The following is a 19859-nucleotide window of genomic DNA, read 5'->3' as shown; positions in this document are numbered from 1 at the left end:
CCGGCGGGCAGCCATGACACAGACCGGGGAACGCCGCCGCCCGGCCGAACCCGGTCGGCGTCCGAGCAGAGACCGGGCCGGGGCCGACCGGGCTCAACGCGCGAAGGCCCGGCGCGGCAAGCGGTCCGTCCAGGACCGCCGCCGCACCACCTGGCCGGTCAAGCGCAGGGAGATCCGGCGGCGCTGGGTCGCGCTGCTTTCGGTGCTGACCGTCGTCGCGCTCGTCTACCTGCTGTGGTTCAGCTCGATGCTGGGCGTGCAGCAGGTGGACGTCGTCGGCGCGAGTTCCGTGCCCGCGGACCAGATCCGCGGCGCGGCGGCGGTGCCGGACCAGAAGCCGATGCTGCGCCTGGACACCGACGAGATCCGCGACCGGGTGGCGCAGATGCCCGGCATCGCCACCGTCGACGTCTCCCGGTCCTGGCCGAGCACCCTCGAGATCACCGTGACCGAACGTGCCGCGATCGCGTTCTTCGACAGCGGGCCCGGCGGCGACGGGGTGCACCTCGTCGACGGCGGGGGAGTGGTGTTCAAGACCGTCAAGGAACGGCCCGCGGGGCTGCCCGAGCTCAAGCTGCCGTCGGTTTCGGCCGACGACCCGGTGACCCGCGCGGTGACCGGCGTCCTCGGCGTGATCCCGCTGCAGCTGCTCAAGCAGGTCACCACCGCGACGGCGAAGACTCCCGGCAGCGTCGAGTTCGCGCTGGCCGACGGGAAGACCGTGCGGTGGGGGACCCCGGCCGACACCGAACGCAAGGCGAAGGTCCTCGCCGCGCTGCTCACGCGCGAGGGGAAGGTCTTCGACGTCTCGGCGCCGGACCTGCCCACCGTCTCCTGACGCGTTTCGTCCTCTAGTTGCGGTAGTTCGTTGTGCCAACTACCGCAACTAGAGGACGAAACGCGGGGTGGGTCAGGGGGTGACCAGGGCTTCGATGCCGTCCAGCATGCGATCCAGGCCGAACGTGAAGCTCTCGTCGGCGGCTTCGCAGGTCTCCGCGTCGTACCCGCCGCTCTCCCACATCCGCGTCATCGCCGGATGCCGCTCGACGTCGAAGTACTTCTCCCAGAACACCGACCGCTGCCCCCACCAGGCATCGGTCGATTGCCCGGTCTCCTGCTCGACCTGCGCGGTCTCGGCCGACAGCGCCGCGTTCGCCTGGACGTAGATCTCGATGCTGTTCGCCGCGGCCGCGGCCTTGCGCGGCGGCAGCCCGATGTCCGACACCGCCGCGATCAGGTACTCCTGGCCCGCCATCAACCCGGGTCCGAGCACCGGCCGCACCATCGACGTCGAGCGCAGCCACGGATGCGCCCGGAACACGGCCAGGGTGCGCTCCGCGTAGAGCCGCACCTGCTCGCGCCAGCCGTCCGGCCGGGGCTCGCCGGGACCGGGGAGGTCCCGTCCGGCGAACACCGAATCCACCATGAGGTCGAGCAGTTCGGCCTTGCCGGGGACGTAGGTGTAGAGCGTCATCGTGCCGACGTCGAGTTCCTTGGCGATCTGGCTCATCGACACGGTCGCCTCGCCCGCGCCGTCGGCGAGCGCGACGGCGGTGGAGATCACCTGGTCGAGGGTCAGTTTCGGCTTCCGCCCCCTGGTCGGCTGCCGGGCGTCGCCGCGGTCACGCCACAACAGATCGAGGCTGCGCTCGACGTCCATCCACACTCCACTCGGCCGTGAAGCTGGATTCTACATTCTCGTATGCGGTACGGTTAAACTATTACCGTAGGACGTACGAAAAGGAGTGGGGAATCGTGACGATCCTGGTGACCGGTGCGACCGGAAGCGTCGGCAGGCTGCTGGTCGACGAACTGGTGAAGGCCGGGGCGCCGGTACGGGCGCTGACCGTCAACCCGGTGAAGGCGGCGCTGCCGGAACAGGTGGAGGTCGCCAAGGGCTACCTGGGCAAGCCGGAGACGCTGCCCGAGGCCTTGAAGGGCATCGACACCGTGTACCTGGCGCCGCTGGCGGACACGGTGGACGACTTCGTGAAGCTGGCGAAGGAGGCCGGGGTGCGTCGGGTGGTGGCTCTGTCGGGTAGCAACGCCGACGACCCGTCGGAGGGCTCGAGTGGCGTGGCCTACGCGATCGTCGAGAAGGCCGTCCGGGAGGGAGGGTTCGACTGGACGTTCCTGCGGCCGGGCGCGTTCATGATGAACACCCTCGGCTGGGCGGGGACGATCAAGGCCGAGCGGGTGGTCCGCGAGGCCTACGCCGAAGCGCGGATGACGCCGATCGACCTCGGGGACATCGCCGCCGTCGCGGCGCACGTCATCCTGACCGAGGGGCACGACGGCAAGAAGCACACGCTGAGCGGGCCGACGGCGATCAGCCAGCGCGAACAGGTCGCCGCCATTTCGGCCGCTCTCGGCGAAGAGGTGGTCTTCCAAGAGCTCACCCGGGACGAGGCGAACAAGCAGTGGGCGGCCGCCGGGATCCCGGTGGAGATCGCGGAGTGGCTGCTCGACGGCTTCGCGTACTTCACCGAGAACCCCGACACGCCGACCGGCGTCGTCCAAGAGCTCACCGGACGGCCCGGTGTCACCTATGCGGAGTGGGCCGTGGCGAACGTCGAAGCGTTCCGCTGACGTTAGGGCGCGTTTCGTCCTCTAGTTGCGGTAGTTGGCGACACGAACTACCGCAACTAGAGGACGAAACGCGGGCGGTGGGCTCTCAGCGCGCCCGGCGGGGGAGGCGCGTCGGCAACGGCGCGCCTCGTCGCGGCTGCTCCGTTGTCGCCTGAGCGGGCTGCTGCTGCGGCGGCGAGGAAGACCGTTTCGGCTGGGGCAGCGGGGGCGGGCCCTGCGATTCGCGGGGCCAGGCGGGGGTGATCATCGCCTGCGCCCCGACCCGGCGGACCGGCAGCCCGTGCGCCTCGCGGGCGGGCAGGCCGGGCCAGATCTCGCTCGCCTCCTTGGCGGCGTCGTGGATCGCGGTGCCGTCGAGCGACGTGCGCGTCTCCTCGATGTCGCGGTCGAGCCACTGGACGACGAACTCCAGCGGCCCGGCGGGCGGCAGCGGCCACAGGAAGATCTCGTGGTCGACGTGGAACGCCGAACCGCCCAGCCCTTGGGCGCGCAACACCGGCTGGTCCGGCTTGGTGGCGGACGGCACGGAGATGGTCTCCGAACTGGCCCGGCGTCCGTTGGGGAAGAGCACCCCGACCAGCAGCGCGTTGTAGTCCGGGACCCGGCGGTGGTCGATCAGGCCCTCGCCGGGCTCGTCCAGCAGGAGATCCCGCGAGTACACCGACAGCTGGAAGGTCACCGCCTCCGGCCACACCTCGATGCCTCGCAGCGCCACGATGGTCCGTTCGGCACGGCCCAGCGGCATCGACCAGGGCAGGATCGCCGGGACGATGTACTCGTGCGGCGAGTCCACCCAGGGGCGGCCGTTGTAGCCGAAGAGTTCCTGCTCCGGCACCGGGAACAAGGGGCGGCTGCGCGGTCCGTCCGCGAAGAAGCTCATCGCGGACCGGGTGGGGCGAACCTGGCTGACACGCCGTTCACGCAGTCAATGACCACCATGTGGTTCACGGTATCCGATGACCATGCCGGTACTGAACGGTTTCAACGCACCTTTCGCGTCACCCGAAGCCCCTGAGCCGCACCTTTGTACCCTTCGGCACCTTGGTGCCCGGCTGCGGATCCTGCTGCAGGACGAAGTCGAAACCACCGTTTCCGCCGCCGTGACCGTTGCCGTTTCCTCGACCCTCACGGTCGGCGTCCAGCCCCGCCTGGCGCAGGATCTGGATCGCCTCCTCCATCCGCTTGAAGGTCACGTTGGGTACTTCGACGGCGTTCGAAACGAACACGCCGATCCGGCGGTTGCTCGCCTTGCCGCCGCCCTTGGGGTCGGTGCGGGTCACCTGGCCGGCGGCGAGCTGGTCGGAGAACTCCTCGCCGGCCTGGAACGGCTGGAAGCCGGCCTGCTGCAGGATCTGGAAGGCGGCGTCCTTGGCCTGGCCCGTGACGTCCGGGACCGGCGGCAGCGGTTCGGGACCCTTCGACAGGATGAGCGTGACCTGCCCGCCGATGTTCAGCTGGGAACCGGCGCTCGGGTCGACGCGGATCACCTTGCTCTTGGCGACGTCGCTGTACTCCTGCTCGCCCAGCACTGGGGTCAGCTGCGCGGCCTTGATCGCCGTCTCCGCGTCCTGCTGGCTCGTCCCGGCCTGGATGTCCGGCACGATCGGGCGGCCCTTGGACAGCACGACGTTGACCGTGGCGCCCGGCGCGAGCGACGTGCCCGCTCCCGGGTCGGACCGGATCACCGTGTGCTGCGCGGCGGTGTCGCTGTACTCCTCGGTGTAGGCCGGGGTCAGCTTCGCCGACCGGAGCGCGTCACCGGCCGCGGCCTGGTTCATCCCGGCCAGCTTCGGCACCGACGACGAGGTCGGGCCGGAGTCGTTGAGGATGAAGGCGAAGGCGCCGATCAGGCCGCCGAGGATCACCACCGCGGCCGCGATCATCAGGTAGAGGCGTTTTCGCGACTGCGGTTCGTCGTCGTCCGCGGGCGGCTTGGGCCGCGGGGGAGGCGTCCGGGGCGGCTGGACGGCGGGGTACTGCGGCTCCCGGTGCAGCGCCTGCGTTCCGCGCGGCCCGGTGACCGGCATGGTCGCCTCGGCGACCGGGGTCAGCACCGTCGTCGCCATGGCGGGGTTCACCGCGGGGACGGCGGGGATGCCGGGGGTTGTGCGCTCGGCGTCGGTCTCCCGGTCGGAGTCCGCGGGCAGCGGCACGGGGACCGGGACCGGCGGGACACCGAGGGCGGTGCGCAGGTGGTTCAGCTCGGCGAGGAACGCCGCGGCGTCGGCCGGGCGCTGCGCGGGGTCGCGCCGGGTGGCGCGCAGGATCAGCTCGTCCAGCATCGGCGGGATGTCCGGGCGCAGTTCGCTCGGGCGCGGGACGTCGTTGTTGACGTGCCGGTACGCCACTGAGATCGCGGTGTCGCCGGTGTACGGCGCGCGCCCGGTGAGCATCTCGTACAGCAGGATCCCGGCCGAGTAGACGTCGCCGCTCGAGGTGGTCTCGCCGGTGGCGACCTGCTCGGGCGAGACGTAGGCGACGGTGCCGAGGATGACGCTCGAACTCGTGGTGCCCGCGCTCGCGATCGCGCGGACCAGGCCGAAGTCGCCCACCTTGACCACGCCGCCCGAAAGCGCCGTGCCGCCGCGGCCGATGAGCACGTTCTCCGGTTTGACGTCGCGGTGCACCAGCCCGGCGGCGTGCGCCGCGGCCAGCGCGGACAGCACCGGTTCGGTGATGCTCAGCGCGAGCGCGACGTCCAGCGGGCCGCGTTCGGACAGCAGTTCGCGCAGGGTCCCGCCGTCGACGAGTTCCATCACCAGGAACGCCCGGCCGGACTCCTCCCCGCCGGGGGTGTCGAAGCCCTGGTCGTGCACCGCGACCACGTGGGGATGGTGCAGCCGGGCCGCCGAACGGGCTTCCCGTTCGAAGCGCTCGACGAAGGACCGGTCGTCGGCGAACCGCGGGTCCATGATCTTGATGGCGACCTGGCGGTCCAAGCGGGTGTCGACGCCGCGGTACACCGACGACATCCCACCGCGTGCGAGCAGCTTGTCCACCCGGTAGCGGCCCTCGAGCAGAGTGCCCACCAGAGTGGGGTCCGTGCGTGTCACGGCTATGGATCGTACGGAAGTACCCATGTTCTGGTGTACGGGACCTGGCTCGCCGAGGATCACGATTTCCGTCATTTCGTCGAATCGGCGGTATGCGTGATCACTCCGGCACTCTCCGTTATGTCCAGGCCATCACCCATGCGTACTAACGGAGCCGGAGACGGAATGTGGCACAGTGTCACCTGTGAGTGGTATTCCCGTCGCCGAAGACGTTCTCGATGCAGATGTGGCCGTTCTCCCGATTCCGGAGGTCGCGACCGCGCTGAACGTTTCGGCCAACAAGGTCCGTCAGATGCTGCGCGACGGTCATCTGATCGCCGTCCGGCGCAAGGGCGACCTGTACGTGCCGGGCGCTTTCCTGGTGAAGGACGGCGTGGTCAAGGGCCTGGCGGGCACCATCACCGTGCTCGCGGACTCCGGGTTCAGCCGGACGGAGATGCTGCGCTGGCTCTTCGCCGAAGACGAGACCCTGCCGGGCGCCACCCCGGTCAACGCGCTCCGCACCAGCCACGGCACCGAGGTCAAGCGGCGCGCGCAGGCGATGGCGTTCTAGGCGTTCTGACCAGGACATACGTCGCGGCGGCGAGCAGCTGACAGCCCGCCGCGAAGCCCAGCGCGGCGGTTACGGAGAGTGCGCTCAACGGCCCCGCGGCCGCGGCGCCCACTGCGAGTCCGGTGATCTTCACGCTCGCCGCCGTCGTGAAAACCTGAGCTCGCACCTCCGGGGGTGCCTCGCGATGCCGGATGGCGAAAAGAGCCGAAAGTTGCGGTCCTTCGGCGAGTCCGGCGAGGACGGCCGCGGCCAGCAGGGTCACCACGTCGTGGCCCGCCGCCGCGAGCAGGAAGCTCGCGCCCAGCAAACCGGTGGTGACGAGCACGGTGCGGTCCGGTGGCGGCGGCCTGCGGGCCAGCACGGCGTTCGCGACCAGTGACGCGGCGGCCAACACGGTGAGCAGGAGCGCGCCGAACCCCGGGTTTCCCAGCCGCTGGGCGCCGAGCAGTGGATAACAGACGACGGCGATCCCGATTCCGGCGAAGGACACCGTCGACGTCGCGGTGGCCCGGAGCAGCGCGCGGTTGCGGAAGAGGACCGCGAACCCGTCGGCGAGCCGTCGCCGGATCGGTTTCGCGGGCTTCGCCTCGACGGCGGGAAGCGACCAGGCCGCGGGGAAGGCCACCGCGACCAGCGTGATCGCGACGGCCACGGCTGCCGGGGCGCCGGCGTAAGCGGCGACGAGCCCGGCGATCCCCGGCCCGGCGAGGCTCGCGGCGGTGAACGTCATCGCGTCGAGCGTGCTCGCCCTCTGGAGTGGCGTCGCCCCGGCGACGTTCGGCAACTGGGCCGTCCAGCCTCCGGCCAGCGCCGGATTGAGCAGCCCGGCCGCGACGGCCACCGCGATCGCCGCCGGGACTTCGACGAGCGCGAGCACCGCGCCGAGCCCGCCCGCGTAGGCGAGCAGCGCCCACGCCAGCAGCCGGCCCGGGCGGGGACTGCGGTCGAGCAGGGCGCCGAGCAGCGGCCCGCCCGCCGCCGCGGAAATCGTCAGGCCCGCGAGCAGGGCGGAACCGGTCGCCGCCGAGCCGTCGACACTGAGGCCCAGCAGGAGCAACGCCGGCCCGGAGAGTTCGTCGCCGGTCCTGGCGACCGTCGCGCCGATGAGATAGACGGCGAGTCTGTAACGGCCTCTCATAGGAAAGACGTTACAGTGGGGTATGGCTTCGACGCAGCGGGATTTCCTGCCCGGCCGGTCCGCGCGGGCGGCGGCGCAGCGTGCGGTGGATTTGCTGGAGGTCTTGCTCGGGGTGCCTACGGTTTCGGGTGTCCAGGCTGTCCTGGAGGCGCACGGTGAGGCTTCCGTCGCGCTGGGACCTTCGGATGTGGCTTCGCTGCGTGAAGCGGCCCTCGAACTGCGGGAGGTCTTCGCGGCGCGAGATGCCGTGGAGGCGGCCGACGTGCTCAACCGCCTGCTGGCCCGCTACGCGCATCCGCCCCGGCTGACCGATCACTCCGACGGCTTCGGCTGGCACCTGCATGTGGACGCCGACGACGACGGCCCGTGGGGTGCGTGGCTGGTGACGTCGTCCGCGCTGGCGCTGGCGGTCCTGCTGGCGGACCGTCAGGCGCCGCCGGGCGGGCTGTGCGCCGCTTCGGGCTGCGGGAAGCCCTTCGCGCACTTGGGTGGGGGGAGTCCGCGCCGGTACTGCTCGACGCGGTGCGCGACCCGGGAGCGGGTCGCGGCCCACCGTCAGCGGATGTCATGAAAGGGGCTTTCAGGACAAAAAATGTCCTGAAAGCCCCTTTCATGACATGGGGGGAGAAGATCAGCCCTGCTTGTCGCGCCAAGCGATCCAGGACCGGAGCTTGTCGAGGTTGTAGTCCGGTCCGCCGGTCGCCACGGTGAACAGCGAGACGCCCTGCTCCAGCAGCTTCGGGCCCAGTTCCTCGGGCTCGCCCTCGACGGCGACCGAACGCTCGATCTCCTTCGGGTCCCGGCCGACGTCGGCGCAGTGCTGGTCGAGGATCTTCACCTTGCGCTCGACGACCTCCGGGTCGCCGAAGCCGTGCCAGATGTCGGCGTGCTTCGCGACCAGGCGCAGCGTCTTCTTCTCGCCGCCGCCACCGATCAGCACCGGGATCTTGCGGACCGGCTGCGGGTTCAGCTTCCCGAGCCTGCTCTCGATCCGGGGGAGTGCCTCGGCGAGGTTGTCGAGCCGCCCGCCCGCGGTGCCGAACTCGTAGCCGTACTCGTCGTAGTCCTTCTCGAACCAGCCGGAGCCGATGCCGAGGATCAGCCGCCCGTCGGAGATGTTGTCGACGGTGCGGGCCATGTCGGCCAGCAGTTCGGGATTGCGGTAGCTGTTGCACGTCACCAGCGCGCCGATCTCGACCCGTGACGTGGACTCCGCCCAGGCGCCCAGCATGGTCCAGCACTCGTAGTGCAGGCCCTCGGGCTCGCCGTACAGCGGATAGAAGTGGTCCCAGTTGAACACGATGTCCACACCGAGGTCTTCGGCTTCCGAAGCCGCCCGGCGGATCGCCTTGTACTCGGCGTGCTGCGGCTGCAGCTGCACGCCGATCCGGATCTTCCTGTTCGCAGCAGAGGTCATGATCGCACCTTAAGCCTGGAGTTGCTCCACGCGCTCGCCAGTAACCTCGGCAGGGCGACGGCCGCGCGACGACGGCGGGGAACGACGGCGCGGGTGTTCAGCACGTCGTAACCGAGGGCCACGATTTCGTCGAGGATGCCTTCGTAGAGTGCGAGCGCCGTCCGCACGCAGTCCCGGGATTCCTCGCGCAGCAACGGGATTCCCGCTTCGGCGCGGCGGTACACCGCCCGGTTGCGCGCCACCGTCACGGCGAGCGCGCGCCGTACCCGCCGGTCCGGCAGCCCGCGGGCGCGGCACCATGCGAGCAGTTCGCGGTCGACGCCGAACGCGGCCAGTTCCTCGGTGGGCAGGTACAGCCTCCCCCGGTCGAGGTCCTCGCCGACGTCACGCAGGAAATTGGTCAGCTGGAACGCCTCGCCCAGCGCGGCCGCGCCGGCGGCCGCCTCCGCGACCGGGACGACGGTGCCGAAGACCGGCAGCATCTGCAGGCCGATCACCTCGGCCGAACCGTGGACGTACTCCTTGAGGTCGGCGTAGGTCGCGTACTCGGTGATCTTGAGGTCCATCGCCATCGACCGCAGGAAGGCGTCGAACAGTTCGCGGTCCAGATCGTGGCGCCGCACGGTGTCGGCGAGCGCGGCCAGCACCGGATCGCCGGGCGTGGCGCCGTCGAAGACCCGCGCGACCAAGACGGCGACCTCGTCCAGCGCGACCGCGGGATCGGTACCGGGCGCGGGATTGTCGACCAGCTCGTCCGCCATCCGCGCGAAGCCGTACAGCGCGTGCGCGAACGGCCGCGTCCGCGACGGCAGCAGCCGGGTCGCGAGGAAGAACGTGCGGCCGTAGTGCGCGTTGATGCGGCGGCATTCGGTGTACGCCGCCCGCAACGCCGGTCCGGTGATGCCCGCGGCGTCGAGTTCGTTCATCGGCCGGTGACCCTTCCCGCCGCGAGCCTGCCGGAGATCACCACCGGTGGGATGCCGACGCCCGGGGTGGTCCCACAGCCCGCCAGTACGACGTTTTCCGCCGCCCGCACCAGGTTTCCCGGCCGGAACGGGCCGGTCTGGGCGAAAGTGTGCGCGAGGGAGAACGGGGTGCCCGCGGTGAGCCCGCGCTCCGCCCAGCCCGCCGGGGTGATCGTCTCGTCGACGGCGAAGTCGTCCGCGAAGCCGGTGAGGCCGCGGTTTTCCAGTGTCCGCAGGAGTTCCGTGCGATAGGCGGGACCGACCCGGCCCCAGTCGATCTTGCCGCGGCGCAGGTTCGGCGCCGGGGCCAGCACCGAGATCACCTGGTCGCCGCCGGGGGCGAGCCCCGGTTCGGTGGCGGTCGGCCGGGTCACCAGCAGCGACGGGTCGCTCATCAGTTTGCCCTCGCGGATGATCTCCGAGAACGTCTTTTCCCAGGCGTGACCGAAGTAGATGGTGTGGTGGCCCAAATCCGGCCACGATTTCGGCGCGTGGCCGTGCAGGACGACGGCCGACGGCGAGTACCGCAGCGGCAGCGGGCGACGCGGGCGGGCGCCGAGCAGCCGGTACGCGGTGCCGAGTTCGGTCGCGAGAACCACGGTGTCGCAAGGGATCCGCTCGCCCGAGCGGGTCCGCACCGCGCGCACCCGCGAGGAAACCCGTTCCAGCCAAGCGGCTTCGGTGCCGAAGCGCACTTCGGCGCCGGCCCGTTCGGCCGCGTTCGCCATCGTCCGCGCGATCTCGCCCATCCCGCCCGACGGGTAGTAGACCCCGCCGACGGTGTCCATGAAGGAGATGACGCCGTACGCGCCGATCGCGCGGGCCGGATCGAGTCCCGCGTAGAGCGCCTGGAAGGAGAACAGGCGGCGCACCCGGTCGTCGCGCAGGAAGCCGCCGATCTTCGGGCCGAGTCGTCCGAAACCGCCCAGCGCGGCCAGTTTCGCCAGCTCCGGGCGGACGAGATCGAGCGGGGAATCGAAGTTCGCGCCGATGAAGTGGTCCTTCTGGACCGCGTACAACTCGGTCAGCCAGCGCCGCAGACGACGGTAGCCCTCGGCTTCGGCCGGACCGGCGGCCGCGCGGATCTCGGCCTCCATCGCCGCCGCTTCGGTGTGCACGGCGATGGTGCTGCCGTCGGCGAACCGCGCGCGGTAGGCCGGGTCGAGCCGGGTCAGCGTCAGGTTGCCCGCCAGCGATTCGCCGACCGCGGAGAAAGCCTCGTCGAGCAGCTCCGGCATGGTCAGCACGCTGGCGCCGGTGTCGACGGTGTTCCCGCCGAAATCCGCCTGCCCGGCTCGTCCGCCGGGGCTCTTGTCCTGCTCCAGCAGGGTCACCCGGCGTCCGGCGCCGAGCAGGTGCAGCGTCGCCGACAAGCCGGCGAGCCCGCCACCGATCACCACCACGTGGTCACTCGGACCGGTGACGGTGCGCATCAGTACGTCCGCTGGGTCGCCTTGACGACCAGCCCGGTCAGCGCGGCGGGAGCGGGCTCGGCCAGATGGGCGCGGTCCAGCGCCGCCATCGCGGACTCGGTGAGCTCGTCGATACGGCGTTCCACCGCGTCGACGGCGCCGACGTCCTGCAGCGCCTCGCGCACGGTCTCGACGGCGTCTTCGGACAGGTGCGCGTCGCCGATGGCGTCGGAGATGACCCGCGCCGCGGCGTCCTTGCCCTGCTCGGCCGCGCGCTGGAGGCCCAGCGCGACCAGCAGCGTCCGCTTGCCCTCGCGCAGGTCGTCGCCCGCGGGCTTCCCGGTGACCGACGGGTCGCCGAAGACGCCGAGCAGGTCGTCGCGCAACTGGAACGCCACGCCGACCTCGTCGCCGAACTCGCGCAGCGTCGCGATCAGGGCGTCGTCGGCGCCGCCGAGCGCGGCACCGAGGTGAAGCGGGCGCATGACGGTGTACGCGGCCGTCTTGAGCTTGCAGATGTGCAGCGCCGCCTCGGGGGAGGCGTCCCCGGTGGCCTGCGTGCGGACGTCGAGGTACTGCCCGGCGAGCACCTCGGTGCGCATCGCGCGCCACGCGGGTCGCGCGGCGGCCAGTGCGGCGGGCGGAAGCGGGGCCTCGCCGAACATGTCGTCGGCCCAGGCCAGCGCGAGGTCGCCGACCAGGACGGCGGTCGCGAGCCCGAACGTGCTCGGCGAACCCATCCAGCCGCTGTCGGCGTGCAGTTTCGCGCCCGCGATGTGCACCGTCGGCGAACCGCGGCGCGAATCGGAGGAATCGATGAGGTCGTCGTGGATCAGCGCGCACGCCTGGATCAGCTCCAGGCTCGCGACAGCCTGCAGCACGCCTTCGACGTCCGGCCCCGCCGGGTCGCCGCCCGCGCCGCGCCAGCCCCACCAGGCGAACGTCGGGCGCAGGCGTTTGCCGCCGCCCAGCACGAATCCGGCCAGCGCGTCGATCCCGGCTCCGACGGTCGGTTCGGTGCGGCGGATTTCGGCACCGGCGCGCTCGAGGAACCCGGCCAGCGCCCGCTCGACGTGGGCGGGCAGATCGGCGTCGTAGGCGGACGTGTCCATGAGCACATCCTCCGGGAAGGACACCGCCGTGACCCAGTCGGGTGCCGCGGAATGTGGCGAAACAGACGCACCCTTCCCCGCGTTTGGTCGTCTGGTTGCGGTAGTTGCACGCGCATGGACCGCAACCAGAGGACGAAACGCGGGGGATGTCAGCCGCGGCCCTTGTCGTAATGCCGCTTCGCGCGCGCCCGGTTCCCGCAGTCCGACGAACTGCACCATCGCCGCGACCGGTTGCGCGTCTGGTCGGTGAAGATCCAGCCGCACCCCGGCCCCTCGCACTCCCGGATCCGCGCGAGTTCGCCGGACCGCAGCAGCTCCTCGGCCGACAGTGCGAGGAAGTGCGGCAGCGCGACGTCGCCGGTCAACGGCACCGTCCACCGCAGCGGCAAGGACGGCGCGAGTTCGGCGTGCCGGTACGCCGCGACCAGGGGCTTCCGCAACGCCGTGGCGTCCGGAGGGTCCGACACGAGCACCCGGTAGAGCGTCTCGCGGAACGACTTCACCGTGTCGAAGACGGCCTCGGAGATCTCCAGCCGTTCGGTGCCCGCGCCGACCAGGACGACCCACTCGGACAGCCGCGCGGGATCCGAAAGCCGATCGTCCCGCCTGGCCGGATCATGCCGCCAGGAAACGGTGTTGACCAGGTCCAACGGCACGCTCCCGCCGATGCTGTCGTACCCGTCCCAGTGGCCGTCCACGCGTCCTCCTAATGGTCAAACTCAGTTTAGCTTGTTAGAGTCGGTCGTATGACAACGCTCCGGCAGCACTATCTGGCCGGCGCCCGCGTCGGCCTCGGGCTGGGTGTCGCGACCTTCGTCCTCGGTGTCACCTTCGGCGCCTACAGCCAGACTCTGAACTGGGGGATCGCGGCCCCGATCGTCGCGTCGATCGTCGTGTTCTCCGGCTCTGCCCAGTTCGCGATGGCCACCGCGCTCGCGGGTGGCGGCAACCTCGCCGTCGCGGTCGGCGCCGCGGCCCTGATCAACGCGCGTTTCCTGCCGATGGGCGCCGCCGTCGCCAAGGACCTGCGTGGCGGGCGCCTGCGCCGGGCATGGGAGGGCCAGGCCGTCGTCGACGGTTCGTGGGTGGCCGCCCACCTCGGCGGCGGGCGCTTCGACCGCGAGAAACTCATCGGCTGCACGCTCGTCCAGCTGCCCGCGTGGGTGCTGGGCACGGTGCTCGGTGTCGTGGCCGCGCCCTCTCCGGACGTCGTCGCGCGCTTCGGGCTCGACGTCGTCTTCCCCGGCTTCTTCCTGGTCCTGCTCATCGACGAGCTGCGCCGCTCACGCGAGGGCGTCCTGACCGCGGCCCTCGCCGCCTGCCTCGCCGGGGTCCTGGTGCTGTTCGTCCCGGTCGGGCTCGCGCTGATCGGGGCCTCGGCCGCCGCGCTGGTGGGCCTGGGGGTGCGGCGATGACGCTCTGGATCGCCATCGTCGCCGTGGCGCTGGTCAGCATCGGGTTCAAGGCGGTGGGCCCGGTCCTGCTCGGCGACCGGGACCTGCCGCCGCGCCTGGGCGGGGTGATCGCGCTGCTCGCGCCCGCCCTGCTGGCCGGGCTGGTGCTCACCGACGTGACCGGCCCGGCCTGGTCCGGCGTCGACTGGACGCTCTGCGCGGGCCTGGCCGCGATCGCCGTCACCTACGTGCTGCGCGTGCCGGTGCTCGCCGCGATCCTGTGCGGCGTCGTCGTCACCGCCGCGCTGCGGTTCCTGATCTAGCTCCAGAACGGCCCGGAGAGCCCGGCCTTGGCGAAATACGCGGCCGCGTCCTTCGGCTCGCGGCGGGTGTAACCGTGGTCGAGCCTGCCTTCGTACCAGCCCGCCGCGAGCCGCCACAACGTCGCCAGGTCCAGGACGTAACCCTTGTCCTGACCCGTTTCCGTCAGCCATCCGTCCACGCAGGACTCGCTACAGAACAGCCGCTGGTTGCCGCAGGTGTGCACGACGTCGTCCCACATCCGCGCCGCCGGGACCAGGAAGTGCGCGACGAGTTCACCCTTCGGCGGGGTCCGGTCGTTCACCATCAGGGCCTGCGGCTCGCCGCAGCCGCGGCAGCGGGTGGACACCAGCACCTCGGGCTCGCCCTTGACCAGATGCGGGATCGCGAACGCGTCCCACGCGCAGCCGCCCCACCACAGCGTCCGTTCGCCCATCACGGAGAATCCCAGCGGGATCGCCGCGAACGGATGCGCCATCACGACGTGCTCGCGGGCGTCGAGCACCACGTGGCGTTGCTCCGCGAGCCGGTGCAACGCCTGTTTCGCCACCGCCAGCGACCCGTGGGCGGCGTCGGCCAGCTCCGGCGCGGTCGGCCGCCTCCCGTGCTCGGCGAACGCCCGGTAGACCGCGACGCGGACGTCTTCGTCCCAGCTGGTGTCGTCTTCGGCACTCATGGCTCCAGAGTCTCCCCAGGTGGACGCCGCTCGGCAACCGTTGGCGAGTGGCTGAAGTCGCAAGTCCAATGCCTGAGAGGGGGCTCCCAGCCAGCGGACTTTCCCCCCTAACATGACGGTATGACGTCGGTGGTCGAGCGGTTGCAGGGTGATGGACCCGTTTTCTCCATCGAGTTCTTCCCGCCGAGGGACACGGCGGACGAGGCCGTGCTGTGGAAATCGATCCGGGAACTCGAGCCACTGGACCCGGCGTACATGTCGATCACCTACGGCGCCGGCGGCTCCAGCCGCGACGGCACCATCCGCAGCATCGCCCGCGTCGCCACCGAGACCACGCTGGTGCCGATGGCGCACCTCACCGCCGTGAACCACTCGGTCGCGGAACTGCGCAACGTCATCGGCTGGTACGCCGCCGTCGGCGTGCGGAACATCCTCGCGCTGCGGGGCGACCCTCCGGGCGACGTCTACGGCGACTGGGTGCCGCATCCGGACGGGCTCAACTACGCCGAGGAACTCGTCGAACTGGTGCGTTCGCTCGGCGACTTCTGCGTCGGCGTCTCGGCCTTCCCGTACGGCCACCCGAGGTCGGCGAACCTCGAGGCCGACACCGAATACCTGGTGCGCAAGCTGCGCGCGGGCGCGGATTTCGCGATCGCGCAGCTGTTCTTCGAACCCGAGGACTTCCTCCGCCTGCGGGACCGGGTGGCGGCGACCGGCTGCGAGGCGCTGGTCATCCCCGGCATCATGCCGCTGACCACGCTGCGGACGCTGCACACGTCGATCAAGCTGTCCGGCGCGCCCGCGCCGCGGCGGCTGCTCGACCGGCTCGAACCGCTGGCCGACGACCCGAAGTCGTTCCGGGCGGCGGGGATCGACGCGGTGACCGAACTGTGCGAGCGGCTCATCGCCGAAGGCGTCCCCGACCTGCACTTCTACACGTTCAACCGGTCCAAGGCCACGCGTGAGGTGGTCAGCAGGCTCGGGCTGGTCCCGGCCCGCGCGTAACTCCGTACCGAAGTCGCCCTTCGTCCCGGTAGCGTGCCTGGCATGGCTTCGACCGCGCAAAGTGTGCACCAGATCTGTGACCGGTACGTCGACGAGTACGCGGCGGCCGACCCGGTCACCGCGACGACGTACGGCATCTCCGGATACGACGACCAGCTGACCGACTACTCGCCCGCCGGGTACGCGGCGCGGGCCGCGATCGCCTCCCGGGCACTGGCCGACATCGAAGCGGCCGAGCCGCGCGACGACGGCGAACGCGCGGCCAAGGCGGTCTTCACCGAGCGGACCGGGCTGATCCTGGAGATCCACGAGGCGGGTCTCGACATCGCCGAGCTGAACGTGATCGAGAGCCCCGCGCAGAACCTGCGGATGGTCTTCGACCTCATGCCCGCCGAGACCGAGCGGGACTGGGCGAACATCGCCGCCCGCATGGCCAAGGTTCCCGAGGCGCTCGACCAGTACCGCGCGTCACTGCTCGCCGCCGCCGACGCGGGCCGCGTCTCGGCGCTCCGCCAGGTCAGCAAGGTCGCCGAGCAGGCCGAGACCTGGGCGGGGCTCAAGGAAGAGACCGGGTTCTTCACCACGCTGATCTCCGGCGCGAAGGGCGTGAGCGCGGACCTTCGCACCGAACTCGAGCACGCCGCCCGCGCCGCGCAGGAGGCGTACGCGGAGTTCGCCGGATTCCTCCGCGCCGAGCTCGCCCCGCGGGCCCCGGTCAAGGACGCCGTCGGCGCCGAGGTTTACCGGCTGTGGTCCCGGCTGTTCACCGGAGCCACCCTCGACCTGGACGAGGCCTACGCCTGGGGCTGGGCCGAGTTCACCCGCATCGAAACGGAGATGCGCGAGGTCGCGAACCGGATCAAACCGGGTGCCACCCTCGCCGAGGCGGCCGCCGTCCTCGACGCCGATCCGAAGTACGTCGTGCGTGGCCGGTCGGAATTCCAGGCCTGGATGCAGAACCTGTCCGACAACGCGCTGAAGTCGTTGCGCGGCAAGCACTTCGACATCTCCGACCAGGTCATGGAGCTGGAGTGCAAGATCGCCCCGCCCGGCGGCACCGTCGGCGCGTACTACACCGGCCCGAGCGAGGACTTCTCCCGCCCCGGCCGCATGTGGTGGTCGCTGCCGCAGGGCCGGGAGGAGTTCATCACCTGGCGTGAGGTCAGCACCGTCTACCACGAGGGCGCGCCGGGTCACCACCTGCAGATCGCGACCGCCGTCGACCAGTCGGAGTCGTTGAACAAGTACCAGCGGTTGCTGGCGTTCACCTCCGGGCACGCCGAGGGCTGGGCGCTGTACTCCGAGCGGCTGATGGAGGACCTCGGGTTCCTCGCCGACGACGGCGAACTGCTCGGCATGCTGTCCGAGCAGCTGTTCCGCGCCGCGCGCGTGATCGTCGACATCGGCATGCACCTGGAACTGGAGATCCCGGCGGGCACCGGCTTCCACGAGGGCGAGCGCTGGACGCCCGAGCTGGGCCTGGAGTTCATGCTCACCCGGACCGTCACCGACCCGGCCCACGTGCATGACGAGATCGACCGCTACCTGGGCTGGCCGGGACAGGCGCCGTCGTACAAGCTCGGCGAACGCCTCTGGCTCGCCGCGCGCGACGAGGCCCGTGCCCGGCAGGGCGACGCTTTCGACATCAGGCAGTTCCACACGCGGGCGCTGGCGCTCGGCGGGATGGGGCTGGACACGTTGCGGGAGATGCTGGCCGCGCTGGACTGAGCCGCCCTCTCGCGCCTTTTCGTGGTCCAAGAGCGCGCTATGAAAGGCCCGTTACTTGCAAAATTTGCCAGTAACGGGCCTTTCATAGCATCCGGAGGGGCACCGGCCGCGCGCAATTCACGTGCGGCACCGGCCGCAGCCTTGCTACGTTCCCCCCGTGCACCGGATCTTTCTCGTCACCCCACCTCCCGCCTCCTGAGCGGGGTGTGTGCGGCCGCGCGGCGTTCCAGCCGCCCGGCCTCTTCCTGATGCGCTGAAGAAGCACCCCGCGTCGTCGCCGTCCTCAGACACCGACACCAGACGCAGGAGCGTTTCCCCATGTCCGTTGCCGTACCCACGCGCGCCCGATCGTCGGCCGCGCTCGTCCTCGCCGGCGTCCTCTGGGGGACCGGCGGCCTCGCCGGATCCCTGCTCGCCTCCCGCGCGGGACTCCATCCGCTGAGCGTCGCCGCGTACCGGCTGCTCATCGGCGGCGTGATCGCCACCGGCTACCTCTGGCTCACCGGCGGCCTCCGCGGCCTTCCCCGCACACCGGAGGCCCGCCGTCGCCTCCTGGCGGTCGGTGGCCTGTTCGCCCTCTTCCAGACCAGCTATTTCGTCGCGGTCTCGCTGAGTTCGGTGAGCGTCGCGACCATGACCACCATCGGCAGCGCGCCCGTGCTGCTCGCCGTCGCGACGGCCGTCAAGTCCCGAAGGCTTCCCTCGGCATGGACGACGGTGTCCCTCGCCGGGTCCCTGATCGGGCTCGCGCTGCTGCAGTGGACGCCCGGGCAAGAAGCCGACGTCGCCGGAGTGCTGTTCGCCTTGCTCGCCGCGGCCGGGTTCGCCGCGCTGACCCTGGTGACCGCGACCCGCGTCGACGGCCTGGATCCCTTGCCCACCACGGCTTTCGGCTGCCTGATCGGCGGTGCCGCGCTCACTCCCGCCGCGTTGTGGTTCGGGATGGCCGTGCCGCCGCAGGCCGGCGTGCTCGCGCTCGTCGTCTACTTCGGCGTCGTGCCCACGGCGCTGGCCTACGCCGCGTACTTCCGCGGCCTCGAGGGCGCGCACCCCGTCCTGGCCGCGTTGTCCGCCCTGCTCGAACCGCTCACGGCCGCGCTGCTGTCCATGGTCGTCCTCGGGGAACGGCTCGGCGCCGTCGGCTGGTGCGGCGCGGCGGTGCTGATCGCCGCGCTCGCCGTCGCCTACTCGAAGCCTTAGAGCGGCAGCGTCCGGCCGAGGATCGCGAACGCCCGCGGATCCCCGGCGAAGTGGTAGTCCCGCAGCACGTCGACGAAACCGACGCGCCGGTAAAGGTTCCAGGCCCGGCTGGTGCCTTCCGGCGTGGAAAGGAGAACGTGGGCGCTGGGCACGCCGTCGAGCAGTCGTCGCAGGAGGTCCTCGCCGATCCGCTTCCCCTGGCTCGCCGGGCTGACGTGGATCTCGGTGAGCTCGAAGTAGTCGGACATCCACTGCTCGGCGGCGGCCTGGCCCTCACGGCGGGTCAGGCCGTGGCGGACCTGTTCGTGCCACCACTGGCCGCCGCGGCCCTTGTAGCCGTAGGCGAGGCCGAGCAGGACGCCGTTCGCGTCGAGCGCGGCCATACAGCGCCATCCTTCGCGCAGCGCGTGCGTGAGCCACATCGGCGCGCGTTGTTCCGCCGTGCCTTCGGGATAGCGCATGGCGTCGACGTAGATGGTCAGCGCCTCGGGGAGCCGGGCGCGGAACTCGTCCGCGGACAGCTGGACGTAGCGGGTGCATTCCGAGGACATCGCGGTCACGGGCGCCCATCCTGCCCGGCGCCCGCGACGTCCGCGGGAGTACCCCCGGTCAGCGCGACGAGCCCGTCGAACGTCGTGGGGTACACCGACTTCGGATGCCCGGCGGCGGCCCAGACGACGTCGTGAGCGCGTAACGCGGTGTCGACGAGAGTGGTCAACGCCTTCGGGTGACCGACCGGGGCGACGCCGCCGATGGGCTGCCCGGTGTGCGCACGGACGAAATCCGCGTCCGCCTTGCCGATCTCGTCGGCGCCGGTCGACGCGGCGAGGATTCCGGTGTCGGCGCGGTGCGCGCCCGACGTCAGCGCGAGCAGGGCCGTCTCCGCGTCACCGGTGCGGCTGCGGAACACGAGGCTGTTCGCGATCGCGCCGACCTCGACACCGAGCGCTTCGGCCGCTTGCGCGGCCGTGCGGACTTCGGCGGGGAGGATCCGGATCCCGTCCGCGGCGGCCTGCTGACCCGCCTCGGCGAGCGCGGCCGCGACCTTGGCCACCGAGGGGTGGCCGGACTGGTCGATGGTGCTCATGAGCCTATGAGATCACGTGGCCGATCCCGTGTCCCGCGCCACATGCGGCGATCACCCCGCTACGGGGTTGAAGAAAGGGGCACGTCAGGGTTACATTGGTCTTGTTCGAACAGACGTTCGACATTCGGTGAGCGCGCACCGGTAGGTGCCCGGAGCGGGGGCGGGGGAAGCGCCTCGGCACCGGGCACCGGCCGGCGCTCACGTACAGG

General features: G+C 71.1%; 21 protein-coding genes. 9 read left to right on the top strand and 12 right to left on the bottom strand.

Annotation, left to right across the window (positions count from 1 at the left end; translation table 11 throughout):
- Positions 1 to 13 precede the first annotated feature (13 nt).
- Positions 14 to 838, top strand: coding sequence for a cell division protein FtsQ/DivIB (locus tag ACZ5IK_RS31505; protein WP_465491036.1), 825 nt, complete (start codon positions 14 to 16; stop codon positions 836 to 838).
- Between the two features lie 72 nt (positions 839 to 910).
- On the opposite strand, the gene ACZ5IK_RS31500 is transcribed toward ACZ5IK_RS31505, so the two are convergent.
- Positions 911 to 1660, bottom strand: coding sequence for a TetR/AcrR family transcriptional regulator (locus tag ACZ5IK_RS31500; protein ID WP_465491035.1), 750 nt, complete (start codon positions 1658 to 1660; stop codon positions 911 to 913).
- 95 nt (positions 1661 to 1755) lie between these two features.
- Here ACZ5IK_RS31500 and ACZ5IK_RS31495 point away from each other — a divergent pair, with 95 nt between their 5' ends.
- On the top strand, positions 1756 to 2589 hold the full coding sequence (locus ACZ5IK_RS31495) for an NAD(P)H-binding protein (RefSeq protein WP_465491034.1): 834 nt from the start codon (positions 1756 to 1758) through the stop codon (positions 2587 to 2589).
- A gap of 85 nt (positions 2590 to 2674) precedes the next feature.
- On the opposite strand, the gene ACZ5IK_RS31490 is transcribed toward ACZ5IK_RS31495, so the two are convergent.
- Together ACZ5IK_RS31490 and ACZ5IK_RS31485 are read right to left on the bottom strand one after the other, a co-directional pair.
- A complete protein-coding gene (locus ACZ5IK_RS31490) occupies positions 2675 to 3469 on the bottom strand; it encodes a hypothetical protein (RefSeq protein WP_465491033.1) in 795 nt (264 codons plus the stop codon).
- 118 nt (positions 3470 to 3587) lie between these two features.
- Positions 3588 to 5642 carry a PASTA domain-containing protein gene (locus ACZ5IK_RS31485; RefSeq protein ID WP_465491032.1) on the bottom strand — a complete coding sequence of 685 codons (2055 nt, stop codon included), beginning with the start codon at positions 5640 to 5642 and terminating at the stop codon, positions 3588 to 3590.
- A gap of 184 nt (positions 5643 to 5826) precedes the next feature.
- Here ACZ5IK_RS31485 and ACZ5IK_RS31480 point away from each other — a divergent pair, with 184 nt between their 5' ends.
- Positions 5827 to 6195: an Rv2175c family DNA-binding protein gene (locus ACZ5IK_RS31480; protein WP_465491031.1), complete on the top strand. Its 369-nt coding sequence runs from the start codon at positions 5827 to 5829 to the stop codon at positions 6193 to 6195.
- Here ACZ5IK_RS31480 and ACZ5IK_RS31475 read toward each other — a convergent pair.
- Positions 6164 to 7333 (bottom strand): MFS transporter, encoded by a 1170-nt coding sequence (locus ACZ5IK_RS31475; protein ID WP_465491030.1) that lies wholly within the window; start codon positions 7331 to 7333, stop codon positions 6164 to 6166. The genes ACZ5IK_RS31480 and ACZ5IK_RS31475 overlap by 32 nt on opposite strands.
- 22 nt (positions 7334 to 7355) lie before the next feature.
- Between ACZ5IK_RS31475 and ACZ5IK_RS31470 the strand changes: the two genes are divergently transcribed.
- The gene (locus ACZ5IK_RS31470) at positions 7356 to 7904 is read left to right on the top strand and encodes a CGNR zinc finger domain-containing protein (protein ID WP_465491029.1); all 549 of its coding nucleotides are present in this window, start codon (positions 7356 to 7358) and stop codon (positions 7902 to 7904) included.
- A gap of 60 nt (positions 7905 to 7964) precedes the next feature.
- On the opposite strand, the gene ACZ5IK_RS31465 is transcribed toward ACZ5IK_RS31470, so the two are convergent.
- The 5 genes from ACZ5IK_RS31465 to ACZ5IK_RS31445 form a co-directional block, all read right to left on the bottom strand.
- Positions 7965 to 8750 (bottom strand): LLM class F420-dependent oxidoreductase, encoded by a 786-nt coding sequence (locus ACZ5IK_RS31465; RefSeq protein ID WP_465491028.1) that lies wholly within the window; start codon positions 8748 to 8750, stop codon positions 7965 to 7967.
- The gene (locus ACZ5IK_RS31460) at positions 8747 to 9676 is read right to left on the bottom strand and encodes a phytoene/squalene synthase family protein (RefSeq protein WP_465491027.1); all 930 of its coding nucleotides are present in this window, start codon (positions 9674 to 9676) and stop codon (positions 8747 to 8749) included. The genes ACZ5IK_RS31465 and ACZ5IK_RS31460 overlap by 4 nt, the downstream gene beginning before the upstream one ends.
- Entirely contained in the window at positions 9673 to 11148 is a 1476-nt protein-coding gene (crtI, locus tag ACZ5IK_RS31455) for a phytoene desaturase family protein (RefSeq protein ID WP_465491026.1), read from the bottom strand. The genes ACZ5IK_RS31460 and crtI overlap by 4 nt, the downstream gene beginning before the upstream one ends.
- The gene (locus ACZ5IK_RS31450) at positions 11148 to 12239 is read right to left on the bottom strand and encodes a polyprenyl synthetase family protein (protein WP_101606360.1); all 1092 of its coding nucleotides are present in this window, start codon (positions 12237 to 12239) and stop codon (positions 11148 to 11150) included. The genes crtI and ACZ5IK_RS31450 overlap by 1 nt, the downstream gene beginning before the upstream one ends.
- A 149-nt stretch (positions 12240 to 12388) precedes the next feature.
- Positions 12389 to 12937, bottom strand: coding sequence for a CGNR zinc finger domain-containing protein (locus tag ACZ5IK_RS31445; protein WP_465491025.1), 549 nt, complete (start codon positions 12935 to 12937; stop codon positions 12389 to 12391).
- A gap of 48 nt (positions 12938 to 12985) precedes the next feature.
- Here ACZ5IK_RS31445 and ACZ5IK_RS31440 point away from each other — a divergent pair, with 48 nt between their 5' ends.
- Positions 12986 to 13654 (top strand): AzlC family ABC transporter permease, encoded by a 669-nt coding sequence (locus ACZ5IK_RS31440; protein WP_465491024.1) that lies wholly within the window; start codon positions 12986 to 12988, stop codon positions 13652 to 13654.
- Entirely contained in the window at positions 13651 to 13956 is a 306-nt protein-coding gene (locus ACZ5IK_RS31435; RefSeq protein ID WP_465491023.1) for an AzlD domain-containing protein, read from the top strand. The genes ACZ5IK_RS31440 and ACZ5IK_RS31435 overlap by 4 nt, the downstream gene beginning before the upstream one ends.
- Here the strand turns inward: ACZ5IK_RS31435 and merB are convergent.
- Positions 13953 to 14630: an organomercurial lyase gene (gene merB, locus ACZ5IK_RS31430; RefSeq protein WP_465491022.1), complete on the bottom strand. Its 678-nt coding sequence runs from the start codon at positions 14628 to 14630 to the stop codon at positions 13953 to 13955. The genes ACZ5IK_RS31435 and merB overlap by 4 nt on opposite strands.
- Before the next feature lie 120 nt (positions 14631 to 14750).
- Between merB and metF the strand changes: the two genes are divergently transcribed.
- The 3 genes from metF to ACZ5IK_RS31415 all read left to right on the top strand — a co-directional run bounded on the left by metF (position 14751) and on the right by ACZ5IK_RS31415 (position 18563).
- Positions 14751 to 15635 (top strand): methylenetetrahydrofolate reductase [NAD(P)H], encoded by an 885-nt coding sequence (metF, locus tag ACZ5IK_RS31425; protein ID WP_410665417.1) that lies wholly within the window; start codon positions 14751 to 14753, stop codon positions 15633 to 15635.
- Positions 15636 to 15677: 42 nt separating this feature from the next.
- Entirely contained in the window at positions 15678 to 17363 is a 1686-nt protein-coding gene (locus tag ACZ5IK_RS31420) for a DUF885 domain-containing protein (protein WP_465491021.1), read from the top strand.
- A 318-nt stretch (positions 17364 to 17681) separates the two neighbouring features.
- Positions 17682 to 18563 (top strand): DMT family transporter, encoded by an 882-nt coding sequence (locus tag ACZ5IK_RS31415; RefSeq protein WP_465491020.1) that lies wholly within the window; start codon positions 17682 to 17684, stop codon positions 18561 to 18563.
- Here ACZ5IK_RS31415 and ACZ5IK_RS31410 read toward each other — a convergent pair.
- Positions 18560 to 19123 carry a GNAT family N-acetyltransferase gene (locus tag ACZ5IK_RS31410; protein ID WP_101606368.1) on the bottom strand — a complete coding sequence of 188 codons (564 nt, stop codon included), beginning with the start codon at positions 19121 to 19123 and terminating at the stop codon, positions 18560 to 18562. The two genes, ACZ5IK_RS31415 and ACZ5IK_RS31410, sit on opposite strands and share 4 nt — an antisense overlap.
- A complete protein-coding gene (locus ACZ5IK_RS31405) occupies positions 19120 to 19650 on the bottom strand; it encodes a YbaK/EbsC family protein (protein ID WP_465491019.1) in 531 nt (176 codons plus the stop codon). Before ACZ5IK_RS31405 ends, ACZ5IK_RS31410 begins: the two co-directional genes overlap by 4 nt.
- Between the last annotated feature and the right edge of the window lie 209 nt (positions 19651 to 19859).

Source organism: Amycolatopsis sp. NPDC031561, from assembly GCF_055580625.1.
The sequence above is the reverse complement of the archived record's forward strand: the minus strand, read 5'-3'. Positions and strand labels throughout refer to the sequence as shown.